Origin of the sequence: Sporosarcina luteola (assembly GCF_023715535.1) — a bacterium.
Lineage (GTDB): Bacteria > Bacillota > Bacilli > Bacillales_A > Planococcaceae > Sporosarcina > Sporosarcina luteola_B.
Map to the genome: position 1 here is coordinate 13386 of NZ_JAMBOI010000018.1, position 25785 is coordinate 39170.

The window sequence follows — 25785 nt, forward strand, 5'->3', positions numbered from 1 at the left end:
AAACTTTTCACATCTCCCCGTATGATAACTTATCCACATTTTTTTAGCCCGATAACTATGAGAACGATTGAATTTGTGGTATTATATGTTGTCAGATAGTCAAGTCAAAACAGGTTATCCACATGTGGGTAACCAAGTTAGGAAGGTGAAGAGTTTGCATTTTGATACAATAGCCGCCATATCAACTCCAATGGGGGAAGGGGCTATCGCCATCGTCCGGCTTAGTGGAGATGAAGCTATCGGCATTGCAGATAAAATTTTTCGTTCTCCGTCAGGGAAAAAACTTGCGGATGAACAATCACATACAATCCATTATGGGCATTTGACTGATCCGTCCACCGGGGAAATCGTCGAGGAAGTCATGGTATCGATCATGAAAGCTCCTAAGACGTTCACCCGTGAAGACGTTGTCGAAGTAAACTGCCACGGCGGCGTTGTGGCGGTGAACCGTGTCCTCAACCTTGTGTTGAAAGAAGGGGCTCGTCTCGCGGAACCGGGCGAGTTTTCCAAGCGTGCATTTCTGAACGGCCGCATCGATTTATCGCAGGCGGAAGCGGTCATGGACTTGATTCGTGCCAAAACGGACCGAGCAATGAATGTCGCTCTAAATCAGATGGAAGGAAAACTTTCCAAGCTGATCGGCGAGCTGCGGCAAGCGCTTCTTGAAACTTTGGCGCAAGTCGAAGTGAATATCGACTATCCCGAATATGATGACGTCGAAGAAGTGACCATCCCGCTCATGATTGAAAAAGGAACATGGGTGAAAGAAGAGATTGAAAAGCTTCTGCGCACTTCATCTCAAGGGAAAATTCTGCGTGAAGGATTATCCACTGTCATCGTCGGAAGGCCGAACGTCGGAAAATCTTCCTTGCTGAACAGCCTTGTTCAGGAGAATAAAGCGATTGTCACCGATATTGCAGGGACGACCCGTGATATCATAGAGGAATACGTGAATGTCAGAGGAGTGCCGCTGCGTCTCGTAGATACGGCCGGCATCCGGGAGACGGAGGATATCGTCGAGCGGATCGGAGTTGAAAGATCCCGTCAAGTTCTGAAGGAAGCGGATCTTATTTTGCTTGTCCTCAATAGTTCCGAGCAGCTTACGGAAGAGGATATCCGTCTTTTCGAAGCGACCGAAGGAATGGATATGATTGTCGTCATTAACAAAACCGACCTGCCACAGAAAATTGATATGCAGCAAGTGAGGCAATTGAGCGGTAATGGAGCAATCGTCACCACATCCATTCTGAAAGAAGAAGGCATTGATGAATTGGAAGAATCCATCGCTAGACTTTTCTTCGAAGGGACACTTGAAGCGGGCGATTTGACGTATGTGTCCAATGCGAGACATATTGCATTGCTCCACAAGGCGCATACATCCATCCAAGATGCCTTGGCCGCTGCAGAGGGGGGCGTGCCCGTCGATATGATTCAAATCGATGTCACGCGTACGTGGGAGCTCCTAGGCGAAATTGTAGGCGACACCGTCCAAGACAGCCTCATCAATCAGTTGTTTTCACAGTTTTGTTTAGGTAAATAATAAAATCTAGCCATGTGATCTATAGGATTGGAGCGGAAGGCGGCGACTCCAGCGGGAAAAGCGTGTCCAGGTGAGACCCCGCAGACGCTTGCGTCGAGGAGGCTCACGGACCGCCCGCGGATAGCGTCCGCCTGCAGCGGAAATCCGGGTAGAATAAAGCATTATAATTCATAAAATAGGAAGGATGAACGAACATGCCACAATTTGAAGCAGGCACGTTCGATTGTATAGTAATCGGAGCAGGGCATGCCGGCGTCGAGGCGGCATTGGCTTCTGCGAAGATGGGTGCATCGACATTGGTGCTGACAATGAATCTTGACATGATCGCTTTCATGCCATGCAATCCTTCACTCGGAGGTCCTGCGAAAGGGATCGTCGTACGTGAAATTGACGCCCTTGGCGGCGCGATGGGGAAAGTGATCGATAAAACACATATCCAAATGCGGATGTTGAATACAGGGAAAGGACCAGCTGTCCGTGCACTTCGTGCGCAAGCAGATAAAGTCCTCTACCAACAAGAAATGAAACGCGTCCTTGAAGAACAAGAAAACTTGACGCTCCATCAAGGGGTCGTTGAAGAATTGATCGTCGAGGACAATGAAGTGAAAGGGCTCGTCACGCAAATCGGCGCAATCTACCGAGCGAAAACGATCATCATTACGACGGGGACGTTCCTTCGCGGGGAAGTGATTATCGGTGACTTGAAATACTCAAGTGGTCCGAACAATCAAATGCCGGCAATCAAGCTTGCTGAAAATCTCCATGAACTTGGATTGGAAACAATCCGCTTCAAGACAGGTACTCCGCCGCGAATCAACGGCAATACAATTGATTACAGTAAAACGGAAATACAACCAGGCGATGACGTTCCCCGTGCATTCAGTTATGAAACGACGCAATTCATCATGGACCAACTTCCTTGTTGGTTGACATATACAACACCGAGAACACATGAAATCATCAATGAAAATCTTCATCTTTCCCCGATGTATTCAGGAATGATCAAAGGGAAGGGGCCAAGCTATTGTCCTTCAATTGAAGACAAAATCGTCCGTTTCGCGGATAAATCGCGCCATCAGATTTTCTTGGAGCCGGAAGGCCGAAATACGAAAGAATATTATGTTCAAGGACTTTCAACGAGCTTGCCTGAACATGTTCAACGCAGATTGATTGAAAGTGTCCCAGGTCTGGAAAAAGCGGAAATGATGCGTGCAGGATATGCGATTGAATATGATTCAATCATTCCGACGCAGCTCTGGCCGACACTCGAAACGAAAAAAATTAAAAATCTCTATACGGCTGGGCAAATTAATGGAACGTCCGGTTATGAAGAAGCTGCTGCCCAAGGAATTATGGCAGGCATTAATGCGGCAAGTAAAGTGCTCGGTAAGGAAGAAGTCATTCTTGGAAGATCGGATGCTTATATCGGCGTTCTGATCGACGACCTCGTAACAAAAGGAACGAGCGAGCCATATCGCCTTCTCACGTCGAGAGCGGAATACCGTCTTTTGCTGCGCCATGACAATGCTGATATGCGTCTCACAGAGATCGGTTACAAACTTGGGATGATCAGTGAAGAGCGGCACGAGAAATTCCTTCTCAAGAAACAGCAAATTGAAGAGGAAATAGAAAGACTCCGTAAAGTGACGATCAAACCGGGTGAAGCAGTTCAAGAAATCATACGCGATTCAGGCGGTACAGAGCTCCGCGAACCGATGAAAGCGGCAGATCTGTTAAAACGTCCGGAAATGAAATACGAACAAATTATTACTGTTGTACCGCCCGAAGAAGAAAAATCAGATGAAGTGGCGGAGCAAGTCGAAATCTTCATCAAGTACGAAGGCTATATTGAAAAATCCATGCAGCAAGTGGAACGTATGAAGAAGATGGAGAACAAAAGAATACCTGAGAACATTGATTACAATGCAATTTCAGGTATTGCGAAGGAAGCGAAAGCGAATCTGTCTGCTGTCAGACCGTTATCCATTGCACAAGCATCAAGGATTTCTGGAGTGAATCCAGCCGACATATCTATTTTGCTCGTTTACATCGAACAAGGGAAAATCGCGAAAATTACTGGTTAACATCATGTGACTGATGTGGGATAGTCCGCATCAGTCTTTTTTTACAGAAGGAGGATTCGAGTGAACGAAGAACAATTCATAGAGGCGTTGAAAGAGCAGGGGATACCCCTTACCGAACATCAGCTTCAACAATTCAACAAATATTTCCACACATTGGTCGAATGGAATGAAAAGATGAATTTAACAGCGATTACAGATTCGCCATCTGTTTATCTGAAACATTTTTATGATTCCATTACCGCTGCATTTTACACGGATTTGACCGGAAACAAGTCCATTTGTGATGTAGGCGCAGGCGCTGGATTTCCGAGCATTCCATTAAAAATCTGTTTTCCGAATTTATCCGTAACGATTGTTGATTCTTTAAATAAACGAATTACATTCTTGACGGAACTCGCTAATGAACTTGAACTTGATACCGTAAGGTTCATTCATTCTAGAGCCGAGGACTTCGGACAAAACCCGAAATACAGAGAGAAATTTGATATTGTCACTGCACGTGCCGTTGCTCGTTTATCTGTACTCTCAGAGTTATGCCTACCGCTTGTAAAAGAGGGTGGAATTTTTGTTTCCATGAAGGGCGCTGCTGCAGAAGAAGAATTAATGGATGCAAAAAAAGCAATCAATGTGTTGGGAGCGGAACTCGTCGAGAAATTTTCTTTCAATTTACCTTTGGAGGAAAGCGAAAGAAATATATTCATCTTGAAAAAAGTGAAGAAAACACCTAAGAAATACCCTCGAAAGCCCGGCATCCCAAATAAAACGCCAATCAAATAATTGTTTCACGTGAAACAATATCTACTTATTACGAATTCTGATTCAAATGAAAACAATTCACAGGCGCTTGAAAAAAAGCGCCTGTCTTTATACTATCTATTCATTACTAAGAGTAGCAACTTGTAATCTCATAGAATTCTACTCTTTAATATGTAGTTAAGAGGATATATAATAGATATGACGAAATAGCTAGTAACGATGAGCAGTTTTGTAAAGGTGGGTGCCGGCGATGAAAAACACGTTTTCACGGTTTTTTGGTAGTGGAGAAAAAGATCCTGATTTACAGAACAATAATAACACTCCACAAGAGAAAGTCGAACAAGTAAAAATAGATTTGATTAAACCGAATAAATATCAACCTCGAACCATTTTTTCCGAAGAGAAAATCGAAGAGCTTGCGCGAACAATCCATACACATGGTGTAATCCAACCCATCGTCATTCGAAAAAGCGACGAAGGGTATGAAATAATTGCAGGTGAACGACGATTCCGCGCAATGAAGAAATTGGGTTGGGAAGAAGTACCGGCCATTATTCGCAATCTCGACGATAAAGAAACAGCGTCCATTGCTTTAATTGAAAACTTGCAGCGTGAGGAATTGACCGCAATCGAAGAAGCGTATGCTTATGAAAAATTGCTGGAGTTACATGGATTAACCCAAGAAGCGTTAGCGCAACGACTTGGAAAAGGACAATCCACAGTTGCGAATAAGCTGCGTTTATTAAAGCTTCCGGATGACATCAAACATAAGATCCTGACGAAGGATATTTCCGAGAGACATGCGAGGGCATTGATTTCCGTCAAGGATGCGGAGCTTCAACATAAGTTGTTCCAAGAAGCAATTGACGAACATCTCAATGTAAAGCAATTGGAAGAACGGATTCAGCAAGCTTTGAACCCTGTTGAAGAAGAAAAGGGTAAAAAGAAAGCAGTTAAACGAAAATCGGTAAGCAAGGATGTCAGAATTGCATTAAATACAATTCGGCAATCATTGGCGCTTGTAACGAAAAGCGGAATCGATGTAGTGACAGAAGAAGAGGATGCAGAGGATTTCTATACAATCACTGTTAAGATACCGAAAAAAAAGTAGGAAACAACATAATATTCTCGTAAAATGTGCGAGACGCACTCTTGCTTGAATGAAGCAGGAGTTTTTTTGTACTATACATTACCACGACCAACGTTTTTTTGATAAACTAGTAAAGAGTATGAAAATAGAATAAATCTATTCATTATTGAAGATAACTGTTTGATAGATGAGTGAGAAAGCAGGTGCAAGTGTGGGTAAAATTATAGCCATTGCCAATCAAAAAGGAGGAGTTGGTAAGACAACCACTTCGGTAAATCTTAGTGCTTGCCTTGCTCATATCGGCAAAAAAATATTATTGATAGATGCCGATCCACAAGGGAATGCGACGAGCGGGGTAGGGGTCAATAAAGGGGATGTACATCAATGTATTTATGATATGTTAATCGATGATGTCAATATAAAGGAAGTTATTCACCAAACGAAGATGGAAAACTTGGATATCGTTCCGGCAACCATTTCATTGGCCGGGGCAGAAATCGAACTCGTTTCAACCATTTCACGGGAAGTGAGAATGAAGCATGCAATCCAAGAAGCGAAGGAATTATATGATTATATTATCATTGACTGCCCGCCTTCTTTAGGATTATTGACTATTAACTCTCTGACCGCTGCAGACTCAGTCATTATCCCGGTCCAATGTGAGTATTATGCATTGGAAGGATTGAGCCAATTACTGAGTACCATCCGGCTCGTCCAAAAGCACTTGAATGAAGGCCTCACGATTGATGGCGTGTTATTAACAATGTTCGATGCGAGGACAAACTTAGGAATTCAAGTCATTGATGAAGTCAAAAAATATTTTCAAGATAAAGTGTACGGAACAATCATTCCAAGAAATGTACGATTAAGTGAGGCGCCAAGCCATGGGGAGCCGATCATCATTTATGATTCAAGATCGAGAGGCGCGGAAGTATATTTAGAGCTGGCAAAGGAAGTGGTGCACAATGGCTAAAGGTCTTGGAAAAGGTTTAAACGCTTTATTTCCGGGTGAGTCTTTAACGAAGGCAGAGTCCATCGAGAATATTCGTTTGAAAAGTATTACAGTAAATCCGTACCAGCCTAGAAAGATATTCGATGAGAATGCAATTCATGAGTTAAGTGAATCAATCAAGGAACACGGAATTTTACAGCCTATCATTGTCCGCAAAGTAGGGACAATGTATGAAATTGTAGTAGGTGAAAGACGGTTCAGAGCTGCTAAGATTGCGGGGTTGGCGGAGATTCCAGCAGTCGTCCGTCAATTGACAGATGAAGAGTCGATGGAATTAGCGATTCTTGAAAACTTGCAGCGTGAAGACTTAACGCCTATCGAAGAAGCGGAAGCTTATCAGAAATTAATGGATAACCTTTCACTAACACAGGAGCAACTTGCATTCAGACTAGGTAAAAGCCGGCCGCATATAGCAAACCATATCCGATTGCTCAGCTTGCCTGAAAAGGTGCGCAACTTGATTACGGAAGGCAAACTTTCAATGGGGCATGGGCGTACATTGCTCGGACTCCGAAAGAAGGAGCAAATCATGTTGATTGCAGAAAAAACAATCAACGAAGGATTGAATGTCCGTCAACTGGAGAAGCTAGTCCATAAATTAAATGAGAATGTTCCACGTGAAACAAAACCAGAAAAGAAAAACATATTCCTGGAAGAACAAGAGTCGCATTTGAGGGAATATTTCGGAACGAATGTGACCATAAAAAAGTCAAAGAACAAAGGTAAAATCGAGATCGAGTTTTTCACAGAAGAGGATCTTGAAAGAATCCTGGAATTATTGAATGAATAAGCCAATACCTATTTTGCTAGTTGCAAAATAGGTATTATTTTTACAGATGGAAGTGAAAAACGATGATTTTATTCGGTTCGATTGTAAATGCCTTTCTTATCGTAGTCGGCGCATTGCTTGGCCGTTTTTTATATAATATTCCCGAACGGATGAAAGAGACCGTCATGTATGGAATCGGATTGGCGGTCACGGCGATTGGCATTCAAATGACCTTTGAAAGCACTCAAATTTTGATTGTCATCATTAGCATCGTTATTGGAGCACTCATTGGGGAATGGATGAACCTTGATGAGAAAATAAACGAATTGGGCAAATGGATTGAGCGGAAGCTTCCTTCGAAAAAAGAAGGACCTGGCATTGCGCAAGGGTTTGTCACTGCAACACTCATCTTCGTTGTCGGCTCAATGGCCATTATCGGAGCGATTGACAGCGGATTGCGGAATGACCATGATGTGTTGATCATGAAGGGAATCATAGATGGATTCACCTCTGTCATCCTTAGTTCCACGCTTGGCATTGGTGTCATGGTTTCCGCAGTTCCGGTTTTCCTCTACCAAGGCCTTATCACCATATTTTCAACGCAAATAAGCCGCTTTGTACCTGATGATCTATTACAATTCTTCATTTCAGAAATGACAGCGACAGGCGGTTTAATGATTGTAGGTATAGGATTGAATCTTATCGGCATAACGAAAATCCGGGTGGCGAACCTCATTCCAGGCATCGCCGTCGTCGGTGTTATTGTGACAATCGTTCATTACCTGTTTTGAATCTTCCATAGGCAAGTTGAAGGGAACGGGAGATGATTCTGCTCATTTCAAAAGGAAGATGCAGTCGTGTGCTTTGAAGAACAGCCTGTTCCATGAAACCTGAAATGTTAACGACTCCTTTGATGGATAAATTACCGACGGGCGGCAATTCTTTTCCGACCGCCTTGCCGGGATAGAGAGGGCCTTGATGAAACAGCAAGTGGCCGATTGAGTCGCTTCTGCCTAAGCACGCATCGATTGCAACGATGAAAGAGGAAGGCTCCCTCGATTGCAGTTCATCCAATTGTTGTTGTAAATTAAGAGCATGTAAAGGCTTTTCCAATGTCCCGACGACGTTGAATGGAAATAATAATGATTCGGCCAAATGGGATCCTGTCAACGGACCTAGTGCATCCCCAGTGGATCGATCCGTTCCAATACAGAAGAAGGTCAACGAATCTTCATGAAAAGGGATTTGTTCAAGGAAATAAGTGCTAAGCTTCCAAACTGCACCGGTATCATTATAATGAAGACGATAATCATATTCAGTGGATAGTGTTGTATGCATGACAAAACTCCGTTCTCATATAATAGTTCAATAATTGATTGTGTAGCAGTATACGCGGCTTCAGGGGGATTTATACGGAAAGGTTTGATGCGGATGACAAACAAGCAAACTGAAAGTATTAAAGAAGTATTCATCAATGAAGATACGGAGAAAATAGGCAAGTTCATCTTCTCCGAAGAAACATGGGTCCATTTCGGAGTTGTTGCCATAAAGATTGCCTTTATCATCACAATCTCTATTATTGTCGTGCAAGTCGGCAAATATATTATTCGAAAGATCTTCAAAATCAAATTAAAAGGTCCGATGCGGAAAGAGGAGCGGCGAGAACAGACTTTGCTCAAGCTGCTAGAGAACACGCTCTCCTACGTCGTCTATTTCTCCGCTATATTGGCCATCCTGCAGGAATTCAATATCGATGTGAAAGGGCTTCTGGCAGGAGCAGGGGTTTTGGGCCTCGCTGTCGGGTTCGGAGCACAAAGCCTCGTAAAGGACGTCATTTCAGGATTCTTCATCCTTTTCGAAGACCAATTTTCCGTGGGGGACTACGTTAAAATCGGTACGGCTGAAGGAAGGGTGGAGGAAATCGGTTTGCGGACAACGAAGATTAAAAATTTCACAGGCGAAATCTTCATATTGCCGAATGGAACGATTGCACAAGTCGTTAATTATTCATTGAAAAACTCATTGGCCATTGTCGATGTAACTATTCCATTTGAACTGGGCGTAGAGAATGTGGAAAAGTCGATCGAAGCTTATCTTAAGTCGATGATCCAGGACAACCCCGATATTTTAGGAAAACCGAAATTGATCGGCGCGTATGATTTCACAGAGGACTCAGTCGTTGAGCGGATTATTGTAGAAACGAGACCGATGCGTCATTTCGATACTGCACGGAACATTAGCATAGGTGTAAAAAAACATTTAGAGCGGGAAGGAATCGAGATTCCATATCCTATGCTCGTGTCAAAATCATTCGATAATCAGTAAGGGGCAAGGAAGGAGTGAGATGGACGGTGGAGAAAGAGTTTCAGTTGAAAGACGTGGTGGAAATGAAAAAACCGCATCCATGCGGAACGAATGCATGGAAAATCATCCGTATGGGCGCTGACATCCGAATCAAATGTGAAGGCTGTGGCCATAGTGTAATGATTCCACGAAATGAATTTGCAAAGAAGATGAAAAAGGTGCTTGTTAAAGCGGAAGCAGAACAAAATTAGACAGGACCGCCAACTATTCTTATAATAGAAGAGTTGTAAAGATGATTATGAAATTGACCTATATGAAAGGTTGGGAAATAAATGGCGTTAACAGCTGGTATAGTCGGATTGCCGAACGTAGGAAAGTCGACACTATTCAACGCAATAACGAAGGCGGGAGCGGAGGCTGCCAACTATCCGTTCTGTACAATCGATCCGAACGTTGGAATTGTAGAAGTGCCGGACGAGCGGCTTCAAAAGTTAACAGAGCTCGTCGTACCGAAAAAGACAGTACCGACAGCTTTTGAATTCACAGATATTGCAGGGATTGTAGAAGGGGCTAGCAAAGGGGAAGGGTTAGGGAATAAATTCCTTTCTCATATCCGCGAAGTCGATGCAATCTGCCAAGTCGTCCGTTGTTTTGACGATGAAAACATTACACATGTGTCTGGAAAAGTGAATCCGATTGATGATATTGAAGTCATCAACTTGGAATTGATCCTCGCTGATATGGAAAGCGTGGACAAGCGGTTGACACGCGTCTCCAAAATGGCAAAGCAGAAAGACAAGGATTCCATGGCTGAAGAACCGGTGCTATTGAAGTTGAAGGATGCTTTCGAGAACGAAAAGCCTGCCCGTTCCGTTGAACTGACGCCGGAAGAATTCCAACTCATTAAAGGAATGCACTTGTTGACGATCAAGCCGATGCTCTACGTTGCAAACGTATCGGAAGATGAAATTGCGGATGCGGAAGAAAACGAGTATGTCAAAACGGTCCGTGAATTTGCCGAGCAGGACAATGCAGAAGTGATTGTCGTCAGTGCAAAAGTCGAGGAAGAAATGGCTGAACTGGATGACGAAGAGAAGGCGATGTTCCTTGAAGAGTTAGGCATCAAGGAATCTGGCCTCGATCAACTCATCAAAGCATCTTATCATCTACTAGGACTTGCCACATATTTCACAGCAGGCGTCCAAGAAGTCCGTGCATGGACATTCCGGAAAGGCATGAAAGCGCCACAATGTGCTGGCGTCATCCACACAGACTTCGAACGCGGCTTCATCCGGGCAGAAACGGTGGCATATGATGCGCTCGTAGAAGCCGGCTCCATGGCAGCTGCAAAAGAAGCAGGAAAAGTCCGTCTTGAAGGAAAAGAATATATTGTCCAAGACGGAGACGTCATGTTATTTAGATTTAACGTATAAATAAATGAAAAAAACAACCGGAGAAGGGATATCCTTTTCCGGTTGTTTTACTGTATATTTCGATCAGGTTTGAACAGATAGAGCTTTGGCAACTCGGGATCATCTTTTACAAGCCAATCATCCGGAAGCTTTTTCAGTTCCTTATGCATGGCAAAGTCACCCGCAGCCCCGCCAATGAGAAAAGCGGCTAGACCAAGCCAGATGCCATTACTCGTAATTAATCCAATCATCGCGGGTACTAAACCAGTCGTCCAAAAAGGAAGCAATAACGCTTTCTGAATAGCCCGGTTCGTCATCAGCCGATCGGTCGTAGCATAAGCAATACCCAACTTGAGATTCATTCCAATAATCATGCTCTTCCAAGGCACTTTCCCAAACATCCTGAAACCAAGAAGATGAAAAAGCTCATGTAGAATTATCAAGAGTACATAACCGACGATAAAATACAGAACATTCCGAACGGAAAAAGTGAAAGATAGTTCCTGCTGTATAAGACCATCTACAACCAGCATTCCAATGAGCGTCAGAATGGTAAGCAGCATGCCACTCTTAGCAACCGTAGGTAAGTCGATTTCAATGATTTTGTCTGGTTCAGTATTATTATTCATCAAATCACCTCTTATTATAATTATACACGACTTGGATAAGTTGATTTTTATTTTGAAAAGAACTTGCCAAGGATTGAAGAGAAAGGCGGCGTCTCCTCGGGGATCAGCGGGACAGGTGAGACCCCGCAGTGGAGCGCAAGCGACCGAGGAGGCTCACCGCCCGCCCCCCGGAAAGCGACCGCCTGCAGCGTAAATTCGATTAACTATATTTAATAGTTGATTGTCCGAAGACATCATGTTAAAATATGATGATGTGAGTAATAAACATTACTTACTCCTTGCCCGCCGTAACAAGTGGGCCAAAGTCCATAAGGAGGTGACTAAAGATGAGAAAGTACGAAATCATGTACATCATCCGTCCAACAGTAGAAGATGAAGCAAAAAAAGCATTGATCACTCGTTTCGATGACATCCTAACTTCAAACGGAGCGGAAATCATCGAGTCGAAAGAGTGGGGCAAGCGTCGTCTTGCATACGAAATCGACGACTTGCGTGAAGGCTACTACCAATTGGTAACAGCTAATGCAGACACTGCAGCAATCGATGAATTTACACGTCTTGCGAACATCAACGAAGCTATCATTCGTCATATGGCTGTTCGTCTAGACAACTAATCCATAGAAGAACGAAATGCAGTACCGTTAAAAGGTGGAACTTGAAAATGATGAGGGAGGTTGCATTCTGATGATTAACCGTGTCGTTTTAGTCGGCCGATTGACAAAAGATCCTGAACTCAAGTACACGCAGAGCGGAATCGCGGTAACGCGTTTTACGCTAGCGGTGAATCGGACATTCTCCAGCCAATCAGGAGAGCGTGAAGCTGATTTCATCAACTGTGTCACTTGGAGGAAACAGGCGGAAAACACTGCAAACTTCTTACGTAAAGGAAGTCTTGCTGGAATCGAAGGCCGTATTCAAACGAGCAGCTTCGATGGACAAGACGGCAAACGTGTCTTCATGACAGAAGTCGTAGCGGACAGCGTGCAGTTCCTTGAGCCGCGCAGTGCAAATGCTGAGAGATCTGGAGCTGCTTATGGTGGTGCACCACAGAACGAACAACCTTATTATCAGAATCAGCAGCCGAACCAGCAATATCAACAACCAGCTCAACAACAAAACTATACACGTACTGACAACGATCCATTTTCAACGGGCAGCGGTCCGATAGAAGTATCGGATGACGATCTGCCGTTCTAATGGACAATTGTCGGTAACGTAGTCAAGTAAGGAGGGAAAGCGATATGGCACCACGCCGTGGAGGTAAAAGACGTCGTAAAGTCTGCTATTTTACATCGAATAACATTACACATATCGATTATAAAGATACTGACCTACTTAAGAAATTCGTTTCTGAACGTGGAAAGATCTTGCCTCGCCGTGTAACTGGTACAAGCGCTAAATATCAACGTAAATTGACGTCTGCTATTAAACGTGCTCGTATTATGGCACTTCTTCCGTTCGTTTCGGAAGAAAGATAAGAACTATTTAAAACCGCCTTGTGATACCGGTATTTCCGGTCTCTGGGCGGTTTTTTGAATTTCTTATTTTATGCGTGAATTAATCCAGTTATGCGTGTTTGGGAAGGATTATGCGTCTTTGCGGACAGTTATGAGTGTTTCCTGGGAAATATGCGTGATTGGTGGCGTTTATGCGCGTTTCGAAGAAGTTATGCGTATTTCCCAGATGGAAACCGCCGAGGGCTGTCAGTTGTGTATTGAACCGGAAGTCACCCTGTCCTTTGGTTAATCAGCGGTAATCATGATACAATTATAAGAACTCACTTTCAATGAGGAGATAGAAAATACTAAGTCCATTGACTGGACGGAGGAACAGAATGATGCAGGACCAATCTCAAAAAATAACATACGGTGCGATGATGCTCGCATTGTTCACGATACTTCTGGCGGGGGCCTTCTTTATCCCTTTCCTTGGAAGCATCATTATGATATTCATTCCGTTGCCGATCATTCTTTATCGGCTGCGGTATGACAGAAGCTCGACGATTTTCGTAGCGATTGCCGGCGCAATCCTGTCCCTTATTGTTGGGGGCATTTTATTAGTGCCTTTCGCTGTGATGTTCGGGGTACTTGCCTTCCTTGTTGCCGAATCGGTACTGTTGGGTAAATCTAAGCTTTACACGTTCATGGCATCCGGACTATTTTTTATCGTAACAGGTATATTGGTTTATCTCATAGCTGCGGTTGTTTTCGAAGTCAATGCGATCGACAGCCTGATGGCGATGCTGAAGGAATCGGAGATGCAATTCAAGGCGTCGCTCGAAAGTTTAGGTGCACTGCCTGAAAACTATTCAAAGATAGTGGAAGAGGCGTTCACTATGTACCGTTCAGCCATTCCGGCTATGTTTATCCTGTCGGTGTATGTATTTACGTTCATCATGGTGATTCCCAATTTCGAGATGCTCCGCAGACTTGGCCATCAAGTGCCCGTGTTTCCGCCATTCCGGGAGATGAGGCTGCCTGTCATTACCATTTTCGTTTACGGGCTTATTATTATACTTCCTTGGATGATGGAATTAAAACCGGATTCCTCAGCTTATTTGCTTTATGTCAACGCGACGATCATTTTACGGGTTCTTTTGTTATTGCAAGGGTTGGCATTGATTCACTATTTTATGTACAAAATGAAATTGCCTACTTTTGTCACAGTGCTTTCCACCATTTTTGCATTGCTTTTCAGTCCAATAACCACACTTCTTGGCATACTTGATATAGGCGTGAATATCCGTGCTTGGATCGGAAAAGACAACTTGAAGTAAGGGGATGAGACGATGAGGTCATTTTTTAGAAGAAGAGCTATCCGATATCCATTGACTGTCATATCTCTCCTTGGATTGATAGCGGCCGTCCTGTTATTCCTTTCGAATTTCTGGGAGGGCCTTTTATTCACGATCCCGTTCACGATAGCATTAGGCATCGCTTGGAAGCTGGAGGAACAGACGTATATTGAAACTGAGAAGCATATTGAATCCCTCTCCTACCGGATGAAAAAGGTCGGAGAAGAGGCGCTGCTTGAGCTGCCGATTGCAATTATCCTCTTTAATGAAAAGCATGTTGTTGAATGGGCGAACCCCTACGCTGTCAATATCTTTGATAAAGAGACGTTAATCGGAGAGGAATTGTTCCAACTGTCCGAGGCATTCCAAACCATTCTTAAAAACGATGGACAGAAGACGACTTTGAATGTTGGCGATTCCACTTATCAAGTCATTTACAGAGCCGAGGAAAAACTACTCTATTTATTCGACATCACGGAAAAAGTGGAGATCGAATCTCTCTACCACCAAGATCGTACCGTGCTCGGAGTCATGCTCATCGATAATTATGACGAACTTGCACAGACGATGGACGACCAGACGAGAAGCAATCTTAATTCGCTTGTCACTTCACTCGTGAATCAATGGGCGTTGGATAATGGCATTTATGTGAAAAGAATAGCATCCGATCGTTTTTTAGCGGTTTTTAATGAAGCGATTCTTTCCAAGCTGGAAACGGCGAAATTTACGATCTTAGATGACATTCGAGAGAAAACTGCTATTCAGAATGCGGGCTTGACGCTGAGCATCGGAGTCGGAACCGGCTCCGCCGCGCTGACAGAGCTTGGTGAGCTGGCACAATCCAGTTTGGATCTCGTTCTGGGGCGTGGAGGCGATCAGGTCGCCATTAAGCATACGGATGGCAAGCTCAAATTTTTCGGGGGCAAGACGAATCCGGTAGAAAAAAGGACTCGTGTACGCGCCAGGGTCATATCACACGCATTGCGCGATTTGATCCAAGGAAGCGATAAAGTGTTGATCATGGGCCATAAAATGCCCGACATGGACGCGATCGGGGCATCCATCGGAGTCCGGAAGATGGCACGGATGAACAATGTGGAAGGACATGTCGTCCTGAATTTTGACGAGTTGGATGGAAGCGTGACCCGGCTGATGGATGAAATTAAAAAGGACGAAGGGTTATTTTCGCAATTTGTCGATCCCGAAACCGCATTATCAATGCTGACCGAAAAATCTCTTCTAGTCATTGTGGATACACATAAGCCAAGCATGGTTATAGATGAACGGTTAATCGAGAAGGCCGAAAAGGTCGTCGTCATCGACCATCATCGACGCGGCGAGGAATTCATCAACAGTACGATGCTTGTCTATATGGAACCGTACGCCTCCTCGACAGCCGAGCTCGTGACGGAGCTTGTGGAATATCAGCCGAAGAATGAAAAATTGACGATGCTCGAATCGACTGCGTTGCTCGCGGGAATAGTTGTAGACACGAAAAGCTTCACATTGCGAACGGGGTCAAGAACATTCGAGGCGGCATCTTATTTGCGGACAAACGGAGCTGACACAGTACTTGTACAGCGACTGTTGAAGGAAGATATCGCGACGTATATTCAACGGTCTAAATTGATTGAAACTGTCGAGCTCACTTCTGCCGGCATAGCAATTGCGAAAGGGGAGGAAGGAATTATCTATAGTCCGGTGCTGATTGCACAGACTGCAGATATCCTTCTGACGATGCAAGGGGTCATCGCCTCGTTTGTCATCGCTTCCCGTTCGGACGGGAAAATTGGGATTAGCGCGAGATCACTTGGAGAGTTGAACGTACAGCTTGTTATGGAAGAGCTAGGCGGTGGAGGGCATTTGACGAACGCTGCCTGCCAGCTTGAAGTGGAGACTATAGAAGAAGCAGAGCAATTATTGAAATCTGCTATAGAAGATAAATTGGAAAGGGGAAAATGATTATGAAAGTAATTTTTTTGAAGGACGTTAAAGGCAAAGGTAAAAAAGGTGAAGTGAAAGAAGTATCAGTCGGCTATGCACAAAACTACCTATTGAAAAACAAATTGGCGATTGAAGCGACGCCTGCAAACCTGAGCCAGCTCGATGGCCAGAAGAAACGTGCACAAAAGGATGCGGCTGCAGAATTGGCCGAAGCACAAAAACTGAAAGAACTTATCGACGAGAAGACTGTGGAGATGAAAGCGAAATCCGGAGAAGGCGGACGTCTCTTCGGTTCAATCACGACGAAGCAGATCGCAGAAGCTCTTGAAAAAAACCATAAAATTAAAGTGGATCGCCGTAAGATGGAACTGCCTGATGCAATACGGGCTCTCGGCTATACGAATGTGCCGATTAAACTGCACCCAGAAGTTACCGCTACGCTTAAAGTCCATGTAACTGAAGAATGATAGGGAGCGATAACGATGGATCAGATGTATGATCGCGTCCCCCCGCATAATAACGAAGCCGAACAGTCTGTCATTGGAGCGATCTTCCTTCAACCAGAGGCATTAATTACAGCTTCCGAAGTCCTTCGCCCCGATGACTTCTACAGGACGGCGCATGAGAAAATTTTCGATACGATGCTGATCCTGAGCGATAAAGGACAAGCGATTGACGTCGTCACGGTCACGGAAGAGCTTTCAGCGAAGAAGGAATTGGAAGATGTCGGTGGCATTTCGTATTTGACGGAAATTGCAAATGCCGTCCCGACAGCGGCTAATATCGAGTATTATGCCAAGATTGTTGAAGAGAAATCCATCCTAAGACGGCTCATCCGGGTAGCGACCAATATCGTCGAGGAAGGTTTTACGAAAGAGGATGAAGTGGAAGCTGTCCTGTCCGAGGCGGAAAAAAGGATCATGGAAGTTTCCAACCGGAAAAATGCCGGTGACTTCAAACATATTAAAGATGTCCTTGTGGAAACCTACGACAATATCGAGCTTCTTCACACGAGAAAAGGCGAAGTGACAGGCATTCCGACCGGCTTCCGTGATCTTGATAAGATTACTGCCGGCTTCCAGCGGAATGACTTGATCATCGTGGCCGCCCGTCCTTCCGTAGGTAAAACGGCGTTTGCTTTGAACGTGGCACAAAACGTGGCGACCAAAACGGATGAAAACGTTGCGATCTTCAGTTTGGAGATGGGCGCGGAACAACTCGTCATGCGTATGCTTTGTGCGGAAGGGAATATAGACGCGCAAGTGCTCCGGACGGGGAATCTGGAAGCGGAGGATTGGCGGAAATTGACGATGGCGATGGGAAGCTTGTCCAACGCCGGAATCTTCATCGACGACTCTCCGGGCATCCGGATTAACGAAATCCGTTCCAAATGCCGACGACTTCAGCAAGAACACGGCCTAGGCATGATCATGATCGATTATTTGCAGCTCATCATGGGAAGCGGCCGTTCAGGCGAGAACCGTCAGCAGGAAGTATCCGAAATCTCCCGTTCCTTAAAAGCGCTTGCGCGGGAACTGAAAATCCCGGTCATCGCGCTTTCCCAGCTTTCACGTGGTGTGGAACAACGTCAAGACAAGCGGCCGATGATGTCCGACTTGCGTGAGTCCGGGAGTATTGAGCAAGATGCGGATATCGTTTCTTTCCTCTACCGGGAAGATTACTATGATAAAGAAACAGAGAATCAGAATATGATTGAAATCATCATAGCGAAGCAGCGTAACGGCCCAACCGGCACCGTCACACTAGCATTCGCCAAGGAATACAACAAGTTCCTGAACATCGACTGGAGCCAACACCAAGCCCCGTCATATCAATAATGGATAGTGAAAAGCCTTGATTCACCTGTCTAACAGGTTTATCAAGGCTTTTTGCCATATATAAGACTATATTCACAGTTGGAATTCTCCTCATTTACAACTAACATTTGGAAGTTAAAAAGGAATAATTGGTTGCAATACTACAAGTTCGTTACAAATAGACTCAAAGCAACAAGCGACTTACTAGATATGATAAATTGAAGAAGCGTGAAAATCACTCAGTATGATGGCGTCTAGTAGCAGCTGCCAGTCGGAAGGAGTAACAAACGATGTTTTTCAAGAAACAGAACCTGAACAATCAACAGAATAGAACGGCCCTATATAAGAAGTTCCAAAAGATAGGTATCATGACAGTCTTCTTTGGAGGAATTAGTATAAGCTCCGGTTTTGCACTGGAAAAAGAGGGAGATTCCTCAATCCATACTGTCTACCATGTCTACTCGGCCAACGAATATGTCGGAATGCTATCCGATGACAAAAAGATCGAACAGCTTAAACAAGAGGAATTGGAGAAAGCGGCCTCCGAATACGAAGGTCTCCCTTTAACAATCGGAACTGAATTGTCTATCGTGCCGGAAAAGGTATTTTCGATCGGAACAGACGATGAACAAGTCCTTGGAAAACTTCAGAACATGCTTACCGTGGAGGCGGAAGCGATCGGTGTTCAAATTGACGAAGAGACAGCATTCTATGTCAAAGACAAGGCCGATTTTGAAGAAGTGATCCAGGAACTGACATTACAAACAGTTACCGAGCAGGAGCTTGCTGAATTCGAAGCCCGCCAACAATCTACTGAACCTATACCACCGTTAAAAGAAAATGAAACGAGACTTGCAAATATACAATTCAGCGCTGACATTCATGCAACGGAAGGCCAAACGGCACCCGAAGAGGTACGAAGCGTTCAAGAGGCTATGACCTTGCTGAACAAAGGCACATTGGAAGAGAAGAAATACCCCGTTCAAGGGGGGGACGTATTAGGGAAGATCGCCAGTGCCCACAATATGTCTACGGCAAAATTGATGGAACTCAATCCGGGCATTACGGAAGATTCGGTTCTTCAAATTGGCCAGGAGCTGAACGTGACAGTGCTTGAACCTTATATAGAAGTGGAAGCACACTATGAATCAAAGGAAATTGCTCCAATTCAGTTCAAGAAACTGACTGAAAAAGATGCATCGACATTCAAAGGTGAAGAGAGAGTTAAGCAAAAAGGAACGGACGGCAAGAAATCGGTTACGCATCTGATCCGGAAGAAGAACGGAAAAGTGATCGGCAAATCCGTGGCGGAGGAACATGTACTGGAAGAGCCGGTTCACGAAGTAACGGTCGTCGGAACAAAGGTAATCCCTTCGCGCGGGACTGGAAGCTTCAAGTGGCCGGCGGATGGCGGATACGTTTCAAGTCAAATGGGGAAACGTTGGGGCAGGTTGCACCAAGGCATTGATATCGCCCGGCCATCGTCACGGTCGATTTTTGCTTCCGACAATGGCGTCGTGACGGATGTCGGCCGTCATGCGACTTATGGAAACCGTATCATCATCACTCATAACAATGGGTACAAGACGTTATACGCCCATCTATCGTCTATCGAGGTCAAAGTCGGACAGACAGTGCCACAAGGTTCGAAAATCGGTGTCATGGGCTCCACAGGACGTTCGACTGGCATGCACTTGCATTTTGAAGTATTCAAGAACGGTACCAATATCAATCCGTTGAGTGTGTTAAGATAAAGAGAAGGAATGGAGACGCTGCAGTGTATTCTGTTGCCGTCTCTTTTTCTAATTTGTTGTAGGTGCAGAATGGAAGGTTTATTGCGAAAGTAATAGAATATATACTAAAGTAGTCGCCAAAAACGGCGAGAAAGGGAATGAATGATGCAAAATAAAACCATTTTAGTTGTAGATGATGAAAAACCGATAGCAGATATATTAGAGTTTAATTTAAAGAAGGAGGGCTTTACTGTCTATTGCGCATACGACGGTGAAGAGGCGCTCGAAAAAGTGGAAGAGGTGCAGCCGGATATTATGCTGCTCGATATCATGCTTCCGAAGCGCGATGGCATGGAAGTATGCAGGGAGGTCAGGAAGAAGTATGATTTCCCGATCATCATGCTGACAGCGAAAGACTCGGAAATCGATAAAGTGCTAGGGTTGGAGCTAGGCGCGGATGATTATGTGACGAAGCCGTTCGGTACACGCGAATTGATTGCCAGGGTGAAGGCGAATTTACGCAGGCATTCGAAGACATTGTCGGAAGAGCAGGATGAGGCAACGAATGAAATTACAGTTGGAAGTCTCATCATACAACCGGACGCCTATTTGGTACAAAAACGCGGAGAGTCTATTGAGCTGACCCATCGCGAGTTCGAATTGCTGCATTATCTATCGAAGCATATCGGACAGGTGATGACGAGAGAGCATTTGTTGCAGACGGTCTGGGGTTATGATTATTTCGGAGATGTGCGGACAGTCGACGTAACGATACGCCGCCTGCGCGAAAAAATCGAGGACACTCCTAGCCACCCGTCGTGGATTGTAACGAGACGTGGAGTCGGCTACTATTTGCGTGATCCGGAACAGGAGTAAGGACAATGCAGAAAGTCGGATTTTTTCGATCCATCCATGTGAAATTCGTCCTCATCTATATCATGCTCATCCTTGTGGCGATGCAAATTATCGGACTTTATTTCGCAAGGGAGCTTGAAGAGACGCTGAAGACCAACTTCACAAATTCGGTCAGAGATAGAATGAATCTAGTCGAATTCAGTGTTCGTGAAGAAATGATAAAAGATCGGTCGCCGGAAGATCCGTCGCCTGAACAAAGCTTGCAGACCATACTTTCCGGCTTTACATCAGAAGATATTAATGAAATACGAGTTATCGATTCAAAGTTTCGCATTTTGGCCACATCCGAATTGGGCAATCAATCATTAGTCGGCCAACGATCGATGGAAGACAGTGTGAGAAGATCCATTTCCTCTGAAACGTTCTATGAGAATATCAACTATGACCCGGCATCTAGAGAACGTGTCATGGTGCTTGTGACGCCAATTGTGAACAATAATTCGGAAGTCGTCGGCGCCTTGTATGTGACAGCCAATATTGAAAAAGTGTTCACACAGATCAATGAAATCAACCAAATACTGGCGGGTGGAGTGGCGGTCTCCCTCACATTCACAATCATCATCGGCATCTTCATCGCCCGGACATTCACCCGGCCGATATCCGATATGAGGCGCCAGGCACAAGAGATGGCGCAAGGAAACTTCTCAAGGAAGGTCCATGTATACGGGAATGATGAAATGGGCCAGCTGGCAATTGCCTTCAACCATTTGACGAATCAGCTCCAAGAGTCGCAGTCAACGACGGAAAGCGAACAAAGGAAGCTTGCTTCAGTTCTTGAAAACATGACGGACGGCGTCATTTCAACGGACCGAAAAGGCAGGGTGAGCCTGATCAACGATTCCGCGCTTATGATGCTGCGGATGACACGCGACCTTGTGTTGAACCGTCCGATTGCGAGCATCTTGGGCTTGGAACAGGAGTATACATTCGAGGATCTTATTCAAGTGAAGGATTCCATCGCACTTGACTTCAGTACGGAGAAAGAGCCCTATATCCTGCGGGCGACTTTTTCGGTGACGCAGCGGGAGACGGGTTTTGTGAACGGCCTTATCGTCGTCCTCCATGATAATACCGAACAGGAAAAGATCGACATGGAGCGGCGGGAATTCGTTTCCAACGTATCCCATGAACTCCGCACTCCGCTGACGACGATGCGCAGCTATTTGGACGCATTGGCGGAAGGTGCCTGGAAGAACGAGGATATTGCGCCTTCCTTCCTCCGCGTGACGCAGACGGAGACAGAGCGGATGATCCGGCTTGTCAATGACCTATTGAAGCTCTCGAGGATGGATAGCAAAGAATATGAACTGAACACTGAATGGGTGGAATTCAATCATTTCTTCAACTCTATTATTGAGCGGTTCGAGTTCTCGAAGTCGCAGAATGTGCATTTCAAGAGGTTATTGCCTTCTGCGGATCTTTTCGTTGAGATTGATACCGACAAGATGACACAGGTCATCGATAACATCATTTCGAATGCGCTTAAATATTCCCCTGATGGCGGAGATGTGCGCTTCGGTGTGACAACATCCGGGACATATATAAAAGTGATGATTTCGGATGACGGCATGGGTATCCCGAAAGCGAATGTGAACCGTATTTTTGACAGGTTCTATAGGGCGGACCGCGCCAGATCGAGAGCGATGGGCGGGACAGGCCTCGGACTTGCCATCGCGAAGGAAATGATTATTGCGCATGGCGGGGAAATATGGGCGGAAAGTGAAGAAGGGCAAGGAACGACGATTTTCTTTACGTTGCCTTTTGAACAACAAGAGGAAGGTGAATGGGATTGAAATATATCGAACCGATTAAATCAATCATCTTACTATTGCTCGTTTTGTTGAGCGTCACATTCACCTTTTCCATTTGGACGTACTCCCCCAAGTTGGCTACGATTGAACAATCGCCGACCGTTGATATTTCCATCGGCGAGCGGAAGCAAGTAGATGATATCATCAAGCCCTATAAGTTTCATATCAAATATGATGAATCGCTTAAAGGCACGACCGATCAGAAGATAATCGATCATGTTTTAAAAGAAATGAAAGCTTGGAAAGTGTACCAATTGACCCCTGTCCAAAATGAGATGAATAGGACGCAGATGAAAGCATTCTTTGAACAGCCGAATCAGTTCACACTATATTTCCAAGGGGATGTGCCGTTGGCTGTCTATGACAAGATTTTGCCAATCGAAGATGCCCATCTTCATAAATTCAGCTTTGACCGGCTCATCGTCAAATGGAATCCGAGGGAAATCGCATTTGAAGCGCATTTCATCGACCGGGCGACAGGCATCCATTTCCGTGGAAAAATAGAATCCGAAGATACGACGAAATCCTATCGCCAAATTGTCCTGGAAGGGGAAAAACTGTCTTCCTACCAGGAAGTGGATGTTCAAGAGCCAGTCTATTTGGCGGTCCCGACTGAACCAATCAAGATGAACAGAAGAATATATAACCAGGAGGAAATCAGTCCGACCCGCTTCCGTAATGCGTTATTCAACGACCCGAATGCAGTGCGGCGCAGCCAATTAGATGACACACATGAAGAATTTGGTGACGACCATGCGCGATTGACCGTGAATACGGAATCGAAAATGTTGGATTTTGCCCATCCTGCTGCGGTAAGCAGGGAACCGGCAGTTGCTTCAGACTTGTTGCTCGATGTCATTGATTCGATCAATGAGCATGGAGGTTGGACCGATTCATTCAGGTTTTCGTATATAAACACTTTATCCCGTTATGTGAAATTCCAACTGTTCATTCATGGTTATCCTGTCTTCGGCGAGTCGTCTGGCGTGACGGAAATCGCGCAGTTTTTCGGCGAAAATAGGGTATTCAAATATATCCGGCCGTACTATAAACTCGGTTTTTCGTTGCCTGAAGAAACGATGCTTCCTTCGGGTGTGGACGTAGCAAACGGGCTGATGGAAATGGAGAAACTTGATTTTGGCACAGTTGAGGAAATAACAGTGGGCTATATGATGAAACATGATTTGGAAAAACGGGTTTTTGTAATGGAGCCTACCTGGTTTTATTTGATGAAAGGGAATTGGCACCCCTATACACCTGATCAAGGCGGGGGTGAGCAGATTGGATTGGAATAAAACGAAAACGATTTTCATCGTCGTCTTTTCAATATTGAATGTTTTCCTCTATTCCTTGTATTATAATCAGCGTACCGAGGCGCAAAATGTGCAGGTCGCGGGGAAAGCGTCAATCGAGGATTTGATGAAGCAAGAAAATATCACGTACAATTTACCTCAAGTCGGTAAAAATGAATTCTTCTACATTTCCGCTGACATGAAGTCATTCTTGAAGGACGAATTGGAGTCGTTGGAAGACCAATCCATCGACATTATCGATAACACACGGATCGAATCCGAAATGAGCAAAGCGGTTTCCATACTGAACTCAAAACAGGAATATCATTTTACGGAATTTTTGACGAAGTATGTATGGCATGGATCCGAATATGAATTCTGGGAAGTGGATGAGGAAGAGAGGAAAGCGATCTTCTTTCAAAAAGTGGATGGTGAACCAATCTTCTATAGCCCGAATGCCATGCTGATCATCCATTGGGATGAGAACTATGAAGTGACCCATTATGAACAGCGGATGCTAGAAGAATTCTCAAGCTTTAACCGTAAAAAGGATTTGTTGACACAAGATGAAGCGGTTGGGTCGCTCGCTACGCGAGGGTTTTTGAAGCAGGATTCCAAAGTGTTGAAAGTGACCCCGGGATTCTCGGCTACTCTCGTCCAATCAAGAGAAACTCAAGTATTTGCCCCGACATGGAATATTCGTGTAGAATTGAAAGATGGCACCATCGAGAATCATTTTATCAATGCAGCTGAAGGAAAAGTGATAGACTTTCAATTGGAAAAGGTTGAAGAGGAAGAACTCGGTGAGGCTGAGGATGAAGAAGAATAAGGAGTTTTTCATATGCGTTTCAGTGTGCTCGCAAGTGGTAGTACGGGCAATTCCATATATATAGAGACCGAAGAACATGCTTTTCTCGTCGATGCAGGACTTAGTGCGAAAAGGATGGAGCAGCAGCTCGAGAACATCGGCCGCTCCATGACGAAAGTAGACGGCATTTTTGTCACCCACGAGCATAGCGATCACATTAAAGGGATCGGCGTGCTGGCACGAAGATACAAAGTGCCAATCTATGCGAATGAGAAGACTTGGCTTGCGATGAATGGGCTTGTCGGTGAGATTCCGACGGAGCAGCGTTTCCATTTCAATATGGAGGCGAATATGTCATTCGGCTCGCTCGATATCCAGTCGTTCGCAGTTTCCCATGATGCCGCGGATCCGATGTTCTACGTATTCCATCAGAATGACCGCAAGCTTTCAATTATCACGGATACGGGGTACGTGAGCGATAGGATGAAAGGGTATATCCAGGGGTCTGATGCGTTCGTGTTCGAAAGCAATCATGACGTTAGCATGCTGCAGATGGGGCGCTACCCATGGTCGGTAAAACGCCGGATTCTGAGCGACCTCGGGCATGTTTCGAATGAAGATGCCGCAGTTGCAATGAGTGAAGTTGTCGCTCAAAAAGAGACGAGAATCTATTTATCGCATCTAAGCAAGGATAATAATATGAAAGACCTCGCAAGGATGAGTGTTTCGCAAACATTGGAAGCATGCGGGATCCGCCCGGGAGAATTCGTGCATTTGCATGACACCGACGCGGACAAACCGACAGAGCTCGTCCCTGTTTAATAAATAACGAAAAGCCTTGCCTTAGGGTGAGGCTTTTTGATTGGCGAGAACTGTATGTGTCTTGCCCCGCCTATAGCGGCTTCCGCGCTCAAAGAAATGGTTTCCGCGCTCAAAGAAACGGCATTTGTGAAAGTAGTATAAAAAGTGGACACAATCTAATGAGCATGTTTGGATAAGGATAACAATAATATGCGAACGGAGAGTGTCCAAAATGGGTAAAAGAATTGACGATGATCTTAAGAAGCATTTAGTC

General features: G+C 44.9%; 25 protein-coding genes. 23 read left to right on the forward strand and 2 right to left on the reverse strand.

Annotation, left to right across the window (positions count from 1 at the left end; all coding sequences use genetic code 11):
• Positions 1 to 154 precede the first annotated feature (154 nt).
• The 7 genes from mnmE (at position 155) to M3191_RS17515 (ending at position 8042) form a co-directional block, all read left to right on the forward strand.
• On the forward strand, positions 155 to 1540 hold the full coding sequence (gene mnmE, locus M3191_RS17485; RefSeq protein WP_251701621.1) for a tRNA uridine-5-carboxymethylaminomethyl(34) synthesis GTPase MnmE: 1386 nt from the start codon (positions 155 to 157) through the stop codon (positions 1538 to 1540).
• 194 nt (positions 1541 to 1734) lie between these two features.
• The gene (gene mnmG / locus M3191_RS17490; protein WP_251701622.1) at positions 1735 to 3624 is read left to right on the forward strand and encodes a tRNA uridine-5-carboxymethylaminomethyl(34) synthesis enzyme MnmG; all 1890 of its coding nucleotides are present in this window, start codon (positions 1735 to 1737) and stop codon (positions 3622 to 3624) included.
• A gap of 60 nt (positions 3625 to 3684) precedes the next feature.
• Complete coding sequence (gene rsmG, locus M3191_RS17495; RefSeq protein WP_251701623.1) at positions 3685 to 4401, forward strand: 16S rRNA (guanine(527)-N(7))-methyltransferase RsmG; 717 nt, start codon at positions 3685 to 3687, stop codon at positions 4399 to 4401.
• A 229-nt stretch (positions 4402 to 4630) separates the two neighbouring features.
• The gene (noc, locus tag M3191_RS17500) at positions 4631 to 5491 is read left to right on the forward strand and encodes a nucleoid occlusion protein (RefSeq protein WP_251701624.1); all 861 of its coding nucleotides are present in this window, start codon (positions 4631 to 4633) and stop codon (positions 5489 to 5491) included.
• 190 nt (positions 5492 to 5681) lie between these two features.
• On the forward strand, positions 5682 to 6443 hold the full coding sequence (locus tag M3191_RS17505) for a ParA family protein (protein WP_251701625.1): 762 nt from the start codon (positions 5682 to 5684) through the stop codon (positions 6441 to 6443).
• Positions 6436 to 7272, forward strand: a complete 837-nt coding sequence (locus M3191_RS17510) for a ParB/RepB/Spo0J family partition protein (RefSeq protein ID WP_251701626.1) — start codon at positions 6436 to 6438, stop codon at positions 7270 to 7272. The genes M3191_RS17505 and M3191_RS17510 overlap by 8 nt, the downstream gene beginning before the upstream one ends.
• Before the next feature lie 62 nt (positions 7273 to 7334).
• Positions 7335 to 8042 (forward strand): DUF554 domain-containing protein, encoded by a 708-nt coding sequence (locus tag M3191_RS17515; RefSeq protein ID WP_251701627.1) that lies wholly within the window; start codon positions 7335 to 7337, stop codon positions 8040 to 8042.
• Here the strand turns inward: M3191_RS17515 and yyaC are convergent.
• Positions 8011 to 8589, reverse strand: a complete 579-nt coding sequence (gene yyaC, locus M3191_RS17520) for a spore protease YyaC (protein WP_251701628.1) — start codon at positions 8587 to 8589, stop codon at positions 8011 to 8013. The genes M3191_RS17515 and yyaC overlap by 32 nt on opposite strands.
• Positions 8590 to 8682: 93 nt before the next feature.
• Here yyaC and M3191_RS17525 point away from each other — a divergent pair, with 93 nt between their 5' ends.
• The 3 genes from M3191_RS17525 (at position 8683) to ychF (ending at position 10988) form a co-directional block, all read left to right on the forward strand.
• Positions 8683 to 9576, forward strand: a complete 894-nt coding sequence (locus M3191_RS17525; protein WP_251701629.1) for a mechanosensitive ion channel family protein — start codon at positions 8683 to 8685, stop codon at positions 9574 to 9576.
• A gap of 26 nt (positions 9577 to 9602) precedes the next feature.
• Positions 9603 to 9806 (forward strand): DUF951 domain-containing protein, encoded by a 204-nt coding sequence (locus tag M3191_RS17530; protein WP_262175426.1) that lies wholly within the window; start codon positions 9603 to 9605, stop codon positions 9804 to 9806.
• A gap of 81 nt (positions 9807 to 9887) precedes the next feature.
• Positions 9888 to 10988 (forward strand): redox-regulated ATPase YchF, encoded by a 1101-nt coding sequence (gene ychF / locus M3191_RS17535; protein WP_251701630.1) that lies wholly within the window; start codon positions 9888 to 9890, stop codon positions 10986 to 10988.
• 47 nt (positions 10989 to 11035) lie between these two features.
• Here ychF and M3191_RS17540 read toward each other — a convergent pair whose 3' ends face one another.
• Positions 11036 to 11596 (reverse strand): DUF3267 domain-containing protein, encoded by a 561-nt coding sequence (locus tag M3191_RS17540; protein ID WP_251701631.1) that lies wholly within the window; start codon positions 11594 to 11596, stop codon positions 11036 to 11038.
• 326 nt (positions 11597 to 11922) lie between these two features.
• On the opposite strand from M3191_RS17540, the gene rpsF reads away from it, so the two are divergent.
• The 13 genes from rpsF (at position 11923) to M3191_RS17605 (ending at position 25532) form a co-directional block, all read left to right on the forward strand.
• Positions 11923 to 12210 carry a 30S ribosomal protein S6 gene (gene rpsF / locus M3191_RS17545; RefSeq protein WP_251695840.1) on the forward strand — a complete coding sequence of 96 codons (288 nt, stop codon included), beginning with the start codon at positions 11923 to 11925 and terminating at the stop codon, positions 12208 to 12210.
• A 70-nt stretch (positions 12211 to 12280) separates the two neighbouring features.
• Positions 12281 to 12793 (forward strand): single-stranded DNA-binding protein, encoded by a 513-nt coding sequence (gene ssb, locus M3191_RS17550; RefSeq protein WP_251627352.1) that lies wholly within the window; start codon positions 12281 to 12283, stop codon positions 12791 to 12793.
• Positions 12794 to 12837: 44 nt separating this feature from the next.
• A complete protein-coding gene (rpsR, locus tag M3191_RS17555) occupies positions 12838 to 13074 on the forward strand; it encodes a 30S ribosomal protein S18 (protein WP_251627359.1) in 237 nt (78 codons plus the stop codon).
• Between the two features lie 356 nt (positions 13075 to 13430).
• Positions 13431 to 14372 (forward strand): YybS family protein, encoded by a 942-nt coding sequence (locus tag M3191_RS17560; RefSeq protein ID WP_251701632.1) that lies wholly within the window; start codon positions 13431 to 13433, stop codon positions 14370 to 14372.
• Between the two features lie 12 nt (positions 14373 to 14384).
• Positions 14385 to 16352, forward strand: coding sequence for a DHH family phosphoesterase (locus M3191_RS17565; protein ID WP_251701633.1), 1968 nt, complete (start codon positions 14385 to 14387; stop codon positions 16350 to 16352).
• A 2-nt stretch (positions 16353 to 16354) separates the two neighbouring features.
• Positions 16355 to 16801 carry a 50S ribosomal protein L9 gene (gene rplI, locus M3191_RS17570; protein ID WP_251701634.1) on the forward strand — a complete coding sequence of 149 codons (447 nt, stop codon included), beginning with the start codon at positions 16355 to 16357 and terminating at the stop codon, positions 16799 to 16801.
• A 15-nt stretch (positions 16802 to 16816) separates the two neighbouring features.
• Positions 16817 to 18172: a replicative DNA helicase gene (dnaB, locus tag M3191_RS17575; RefSeq protein ID WP_251701635.1), complete on the forward strand. Its 1356-nt coding sequence runs from the start codon at positions 16817 to 16819 to the stop codon at positions 18170 to 18172.
• Between the two features lie 269 nt (positions 18173 to 18441).
• Complete coding sequence (locus M3191_RS17580) at positions 18442 to 19905, forward strand: peptidoglycan DD-metalloendopeptidase family protein (protein ID WP_251701636.1); 1464 nt, start codon at positions 18442 to 18444, stop codon at positions 19903 to 19905.
• 144 nt (positions 19906 to 20049) lie between these two features.
• A complete protein-coding gene (gene yycF / locus M3191_RS17585; protein ID WP_251701642.1) occupies positions 20050 to 20760 on the forward strand; it encodes a response regulator YycF in 711 nt (236 codons plus the stop codon).
• Between the two features lie 5 nt (positions 20761 to 20765).
• Positions 20766 to 22592, forward strand: a complete 1827-nt coding sequence (gene walK, locus M3191_RS17590) for a cell wall metabolism sensor histidine kinase WalK (RefSeq protein WP_251701637.1) — start codon at positions 20766 to 20768, stop codon at positions 22590 to 22592.
• Entirely contained in the window at positions 22583 to 23905 is a 1323-nt protein-coding gene (locus M3191_RS17595; RefSeq protein WP_251701638.1) for a YycH family regulatory protein, read from the forward strand. Before walK ends, M3191_RS17595 begins: the two co-directional genes overlap by 10 nt.
• On the forward strand, positions 23892 to 24731 hold the full coding sequence (locus tag M3191_RS17600; RefSeq protein WP_251701639.1) for a two-component system regulatory protein YycI: 840 nt from the start codon (positions 23892 to 23894) through the stop codon (positions 24729 to 24731). The genes M3191_RS17595 and M3191_RS17600 overlap by 14 nt, the downstream gene beginning before the upstream one ends.
• 12 nt (positions 24732 to 24743) lie before the next feature.
• Positions 24744 to 25532: an MBL fold metallo-hydrolase gene (locus M3191_RS17605; RefSeq protein WP_251701640.1), complete on the forward strand. Its 789-nt coding sequence runs from the start codon at positions 24744 to 24746 to the stop codon at positions 25530 to 25532.
• Positions 25533 to 25785: the final 253 nt, after the last annotated feature.

Bases quoted from the DNA above. Each gene is read 5' to 3' on its own strand.
- mnmG (WP_251701622.1), top strand. From the start codon at position 1,735: ATGCCACAATTTGAAGCAGGCACGTTCGATTGTATAGTAATCGGAGCA.
- noc (WP_251701624.1), top strand. From the start codon at position 4,631: ATGAAAAACACGTTTTCACGGTTTTTTGGTAGTGGAGAAAAAGATCCT.
- M3191_RS17510 (WP_251701626.1), top strand. From the start codon at position 6,436: ATGGCTAAAGGTCTTGGAAAAGGTTTAAACGCTTTATTTCCGGGTGAG.
- M3191_RS17515 (WP_251701627.1), top strand. From the start codon at position 7,335: ATGATTTTATTCGGTTCGATTGTAAATGCCTTTCTTATCGTAGTCGGC.
- yyaC (WP_251701628.1), bottom strand. From the start codon at position 8,589: ATGCATACAACACTATCCACTGAATATGATTATCGTCTTCATTATAAT.
- M3191_RS17525 (WP_251701629.1), top strand. From the start codon at position 8,683: ATGACAAACAAGCAAACTGAAAGTATTAAAGAAGTATTCATCAATGAA.
- ychF (WP_251701630.1), top strand. From the start codon at position 9,888: ATGGCGTTAACAGCTGGTATAGTCGGATTGCCGAACGTAGGAAAGTCG.
- M3191_RS17540 (WP_251701631.1), bottom strand. From the start codon at position 11,596: ATGAATAATAATACTGAACCAGACAAAATCATTGAAATCGACTTACCT.
- rpsF (WP_251695840.1), top strand. From the start codon at position 11,923: ATGAGAAAGTACGAAATCATGTACATCATCCGTCCAACAGTAGAAGAT.
- ssb (WP_251627352.1), top strand. From the start codon at position 12,281: ATGATTAACCGTGTCGTTTTAGTCGGCCGATTGACAAAAGATCCTGAA.
- rpsR (WP_251627359.1), top strand. From the start codon at position 12,838: ATGGCACCACGCCGTGGAGGTAAAAGACGTCGTAAAGTCTGCTATTTT.
- M3191_RS17560 (WP_251701632.1), top strand. From the start codon at position 13,431: ATGATGCAGGACCAATCTCAAAAAATAACATACGGTGCGATGATGCTC.
- M3191_RS17565 (WP_251701633.1), top strand. From the start codon at position 14,385: ATGAGGTCATTTTTTAGAAGAAGAGCTATCCGATATCCATTGACTGTC.
- rplI (WP_251701634.1), top strand. From the start codon at position 16,355: ATGAAAGTAATTTTTTTGAAGGACGTTAAAGGCAAAGGTAAAAAAGGT.
- dnaB (WP_251701635.1), top strand. From the start codon at position 16,817: ATGGATCAGATGTATGATCGCGTCCCCCCGCATAATAACGAAGCCGAA.
- M3191_RS17580 (WP_251701636.1), top strand. From the start codon at position 18,442: ATGTTTTTCAAGAAACAGAACCTGAACAATCAACAGAATAGAACGGCC.
- yycF (WP_251701642.1), top strand. From the start codon at position 20,050: ATGCAAAATAAAACCATTTTAGTTGTAGATGATGAAAAACCGATAGCA.
- walK (WP_251701637.1), top strand. From the start codon at position 20,766: ATGCAGAAAGTCGGATTTTTTCGATCCATCCATGTGAAATTCGTCCTC.
- M3191_RS17595 (WP_251701638.1), top strand. From the start codon at position 22,583: ATGGGATTGAAATATATCGAACCGATTAAATCAATCATCTTACTATTG.
- M3191_RS17605 (WP_251701640.1), top strand. From the start codon at position 24,744: ATGCGTTTCAGTGTGCTCGCAAGTGGTAGTACGGGCAATTCCATATAT.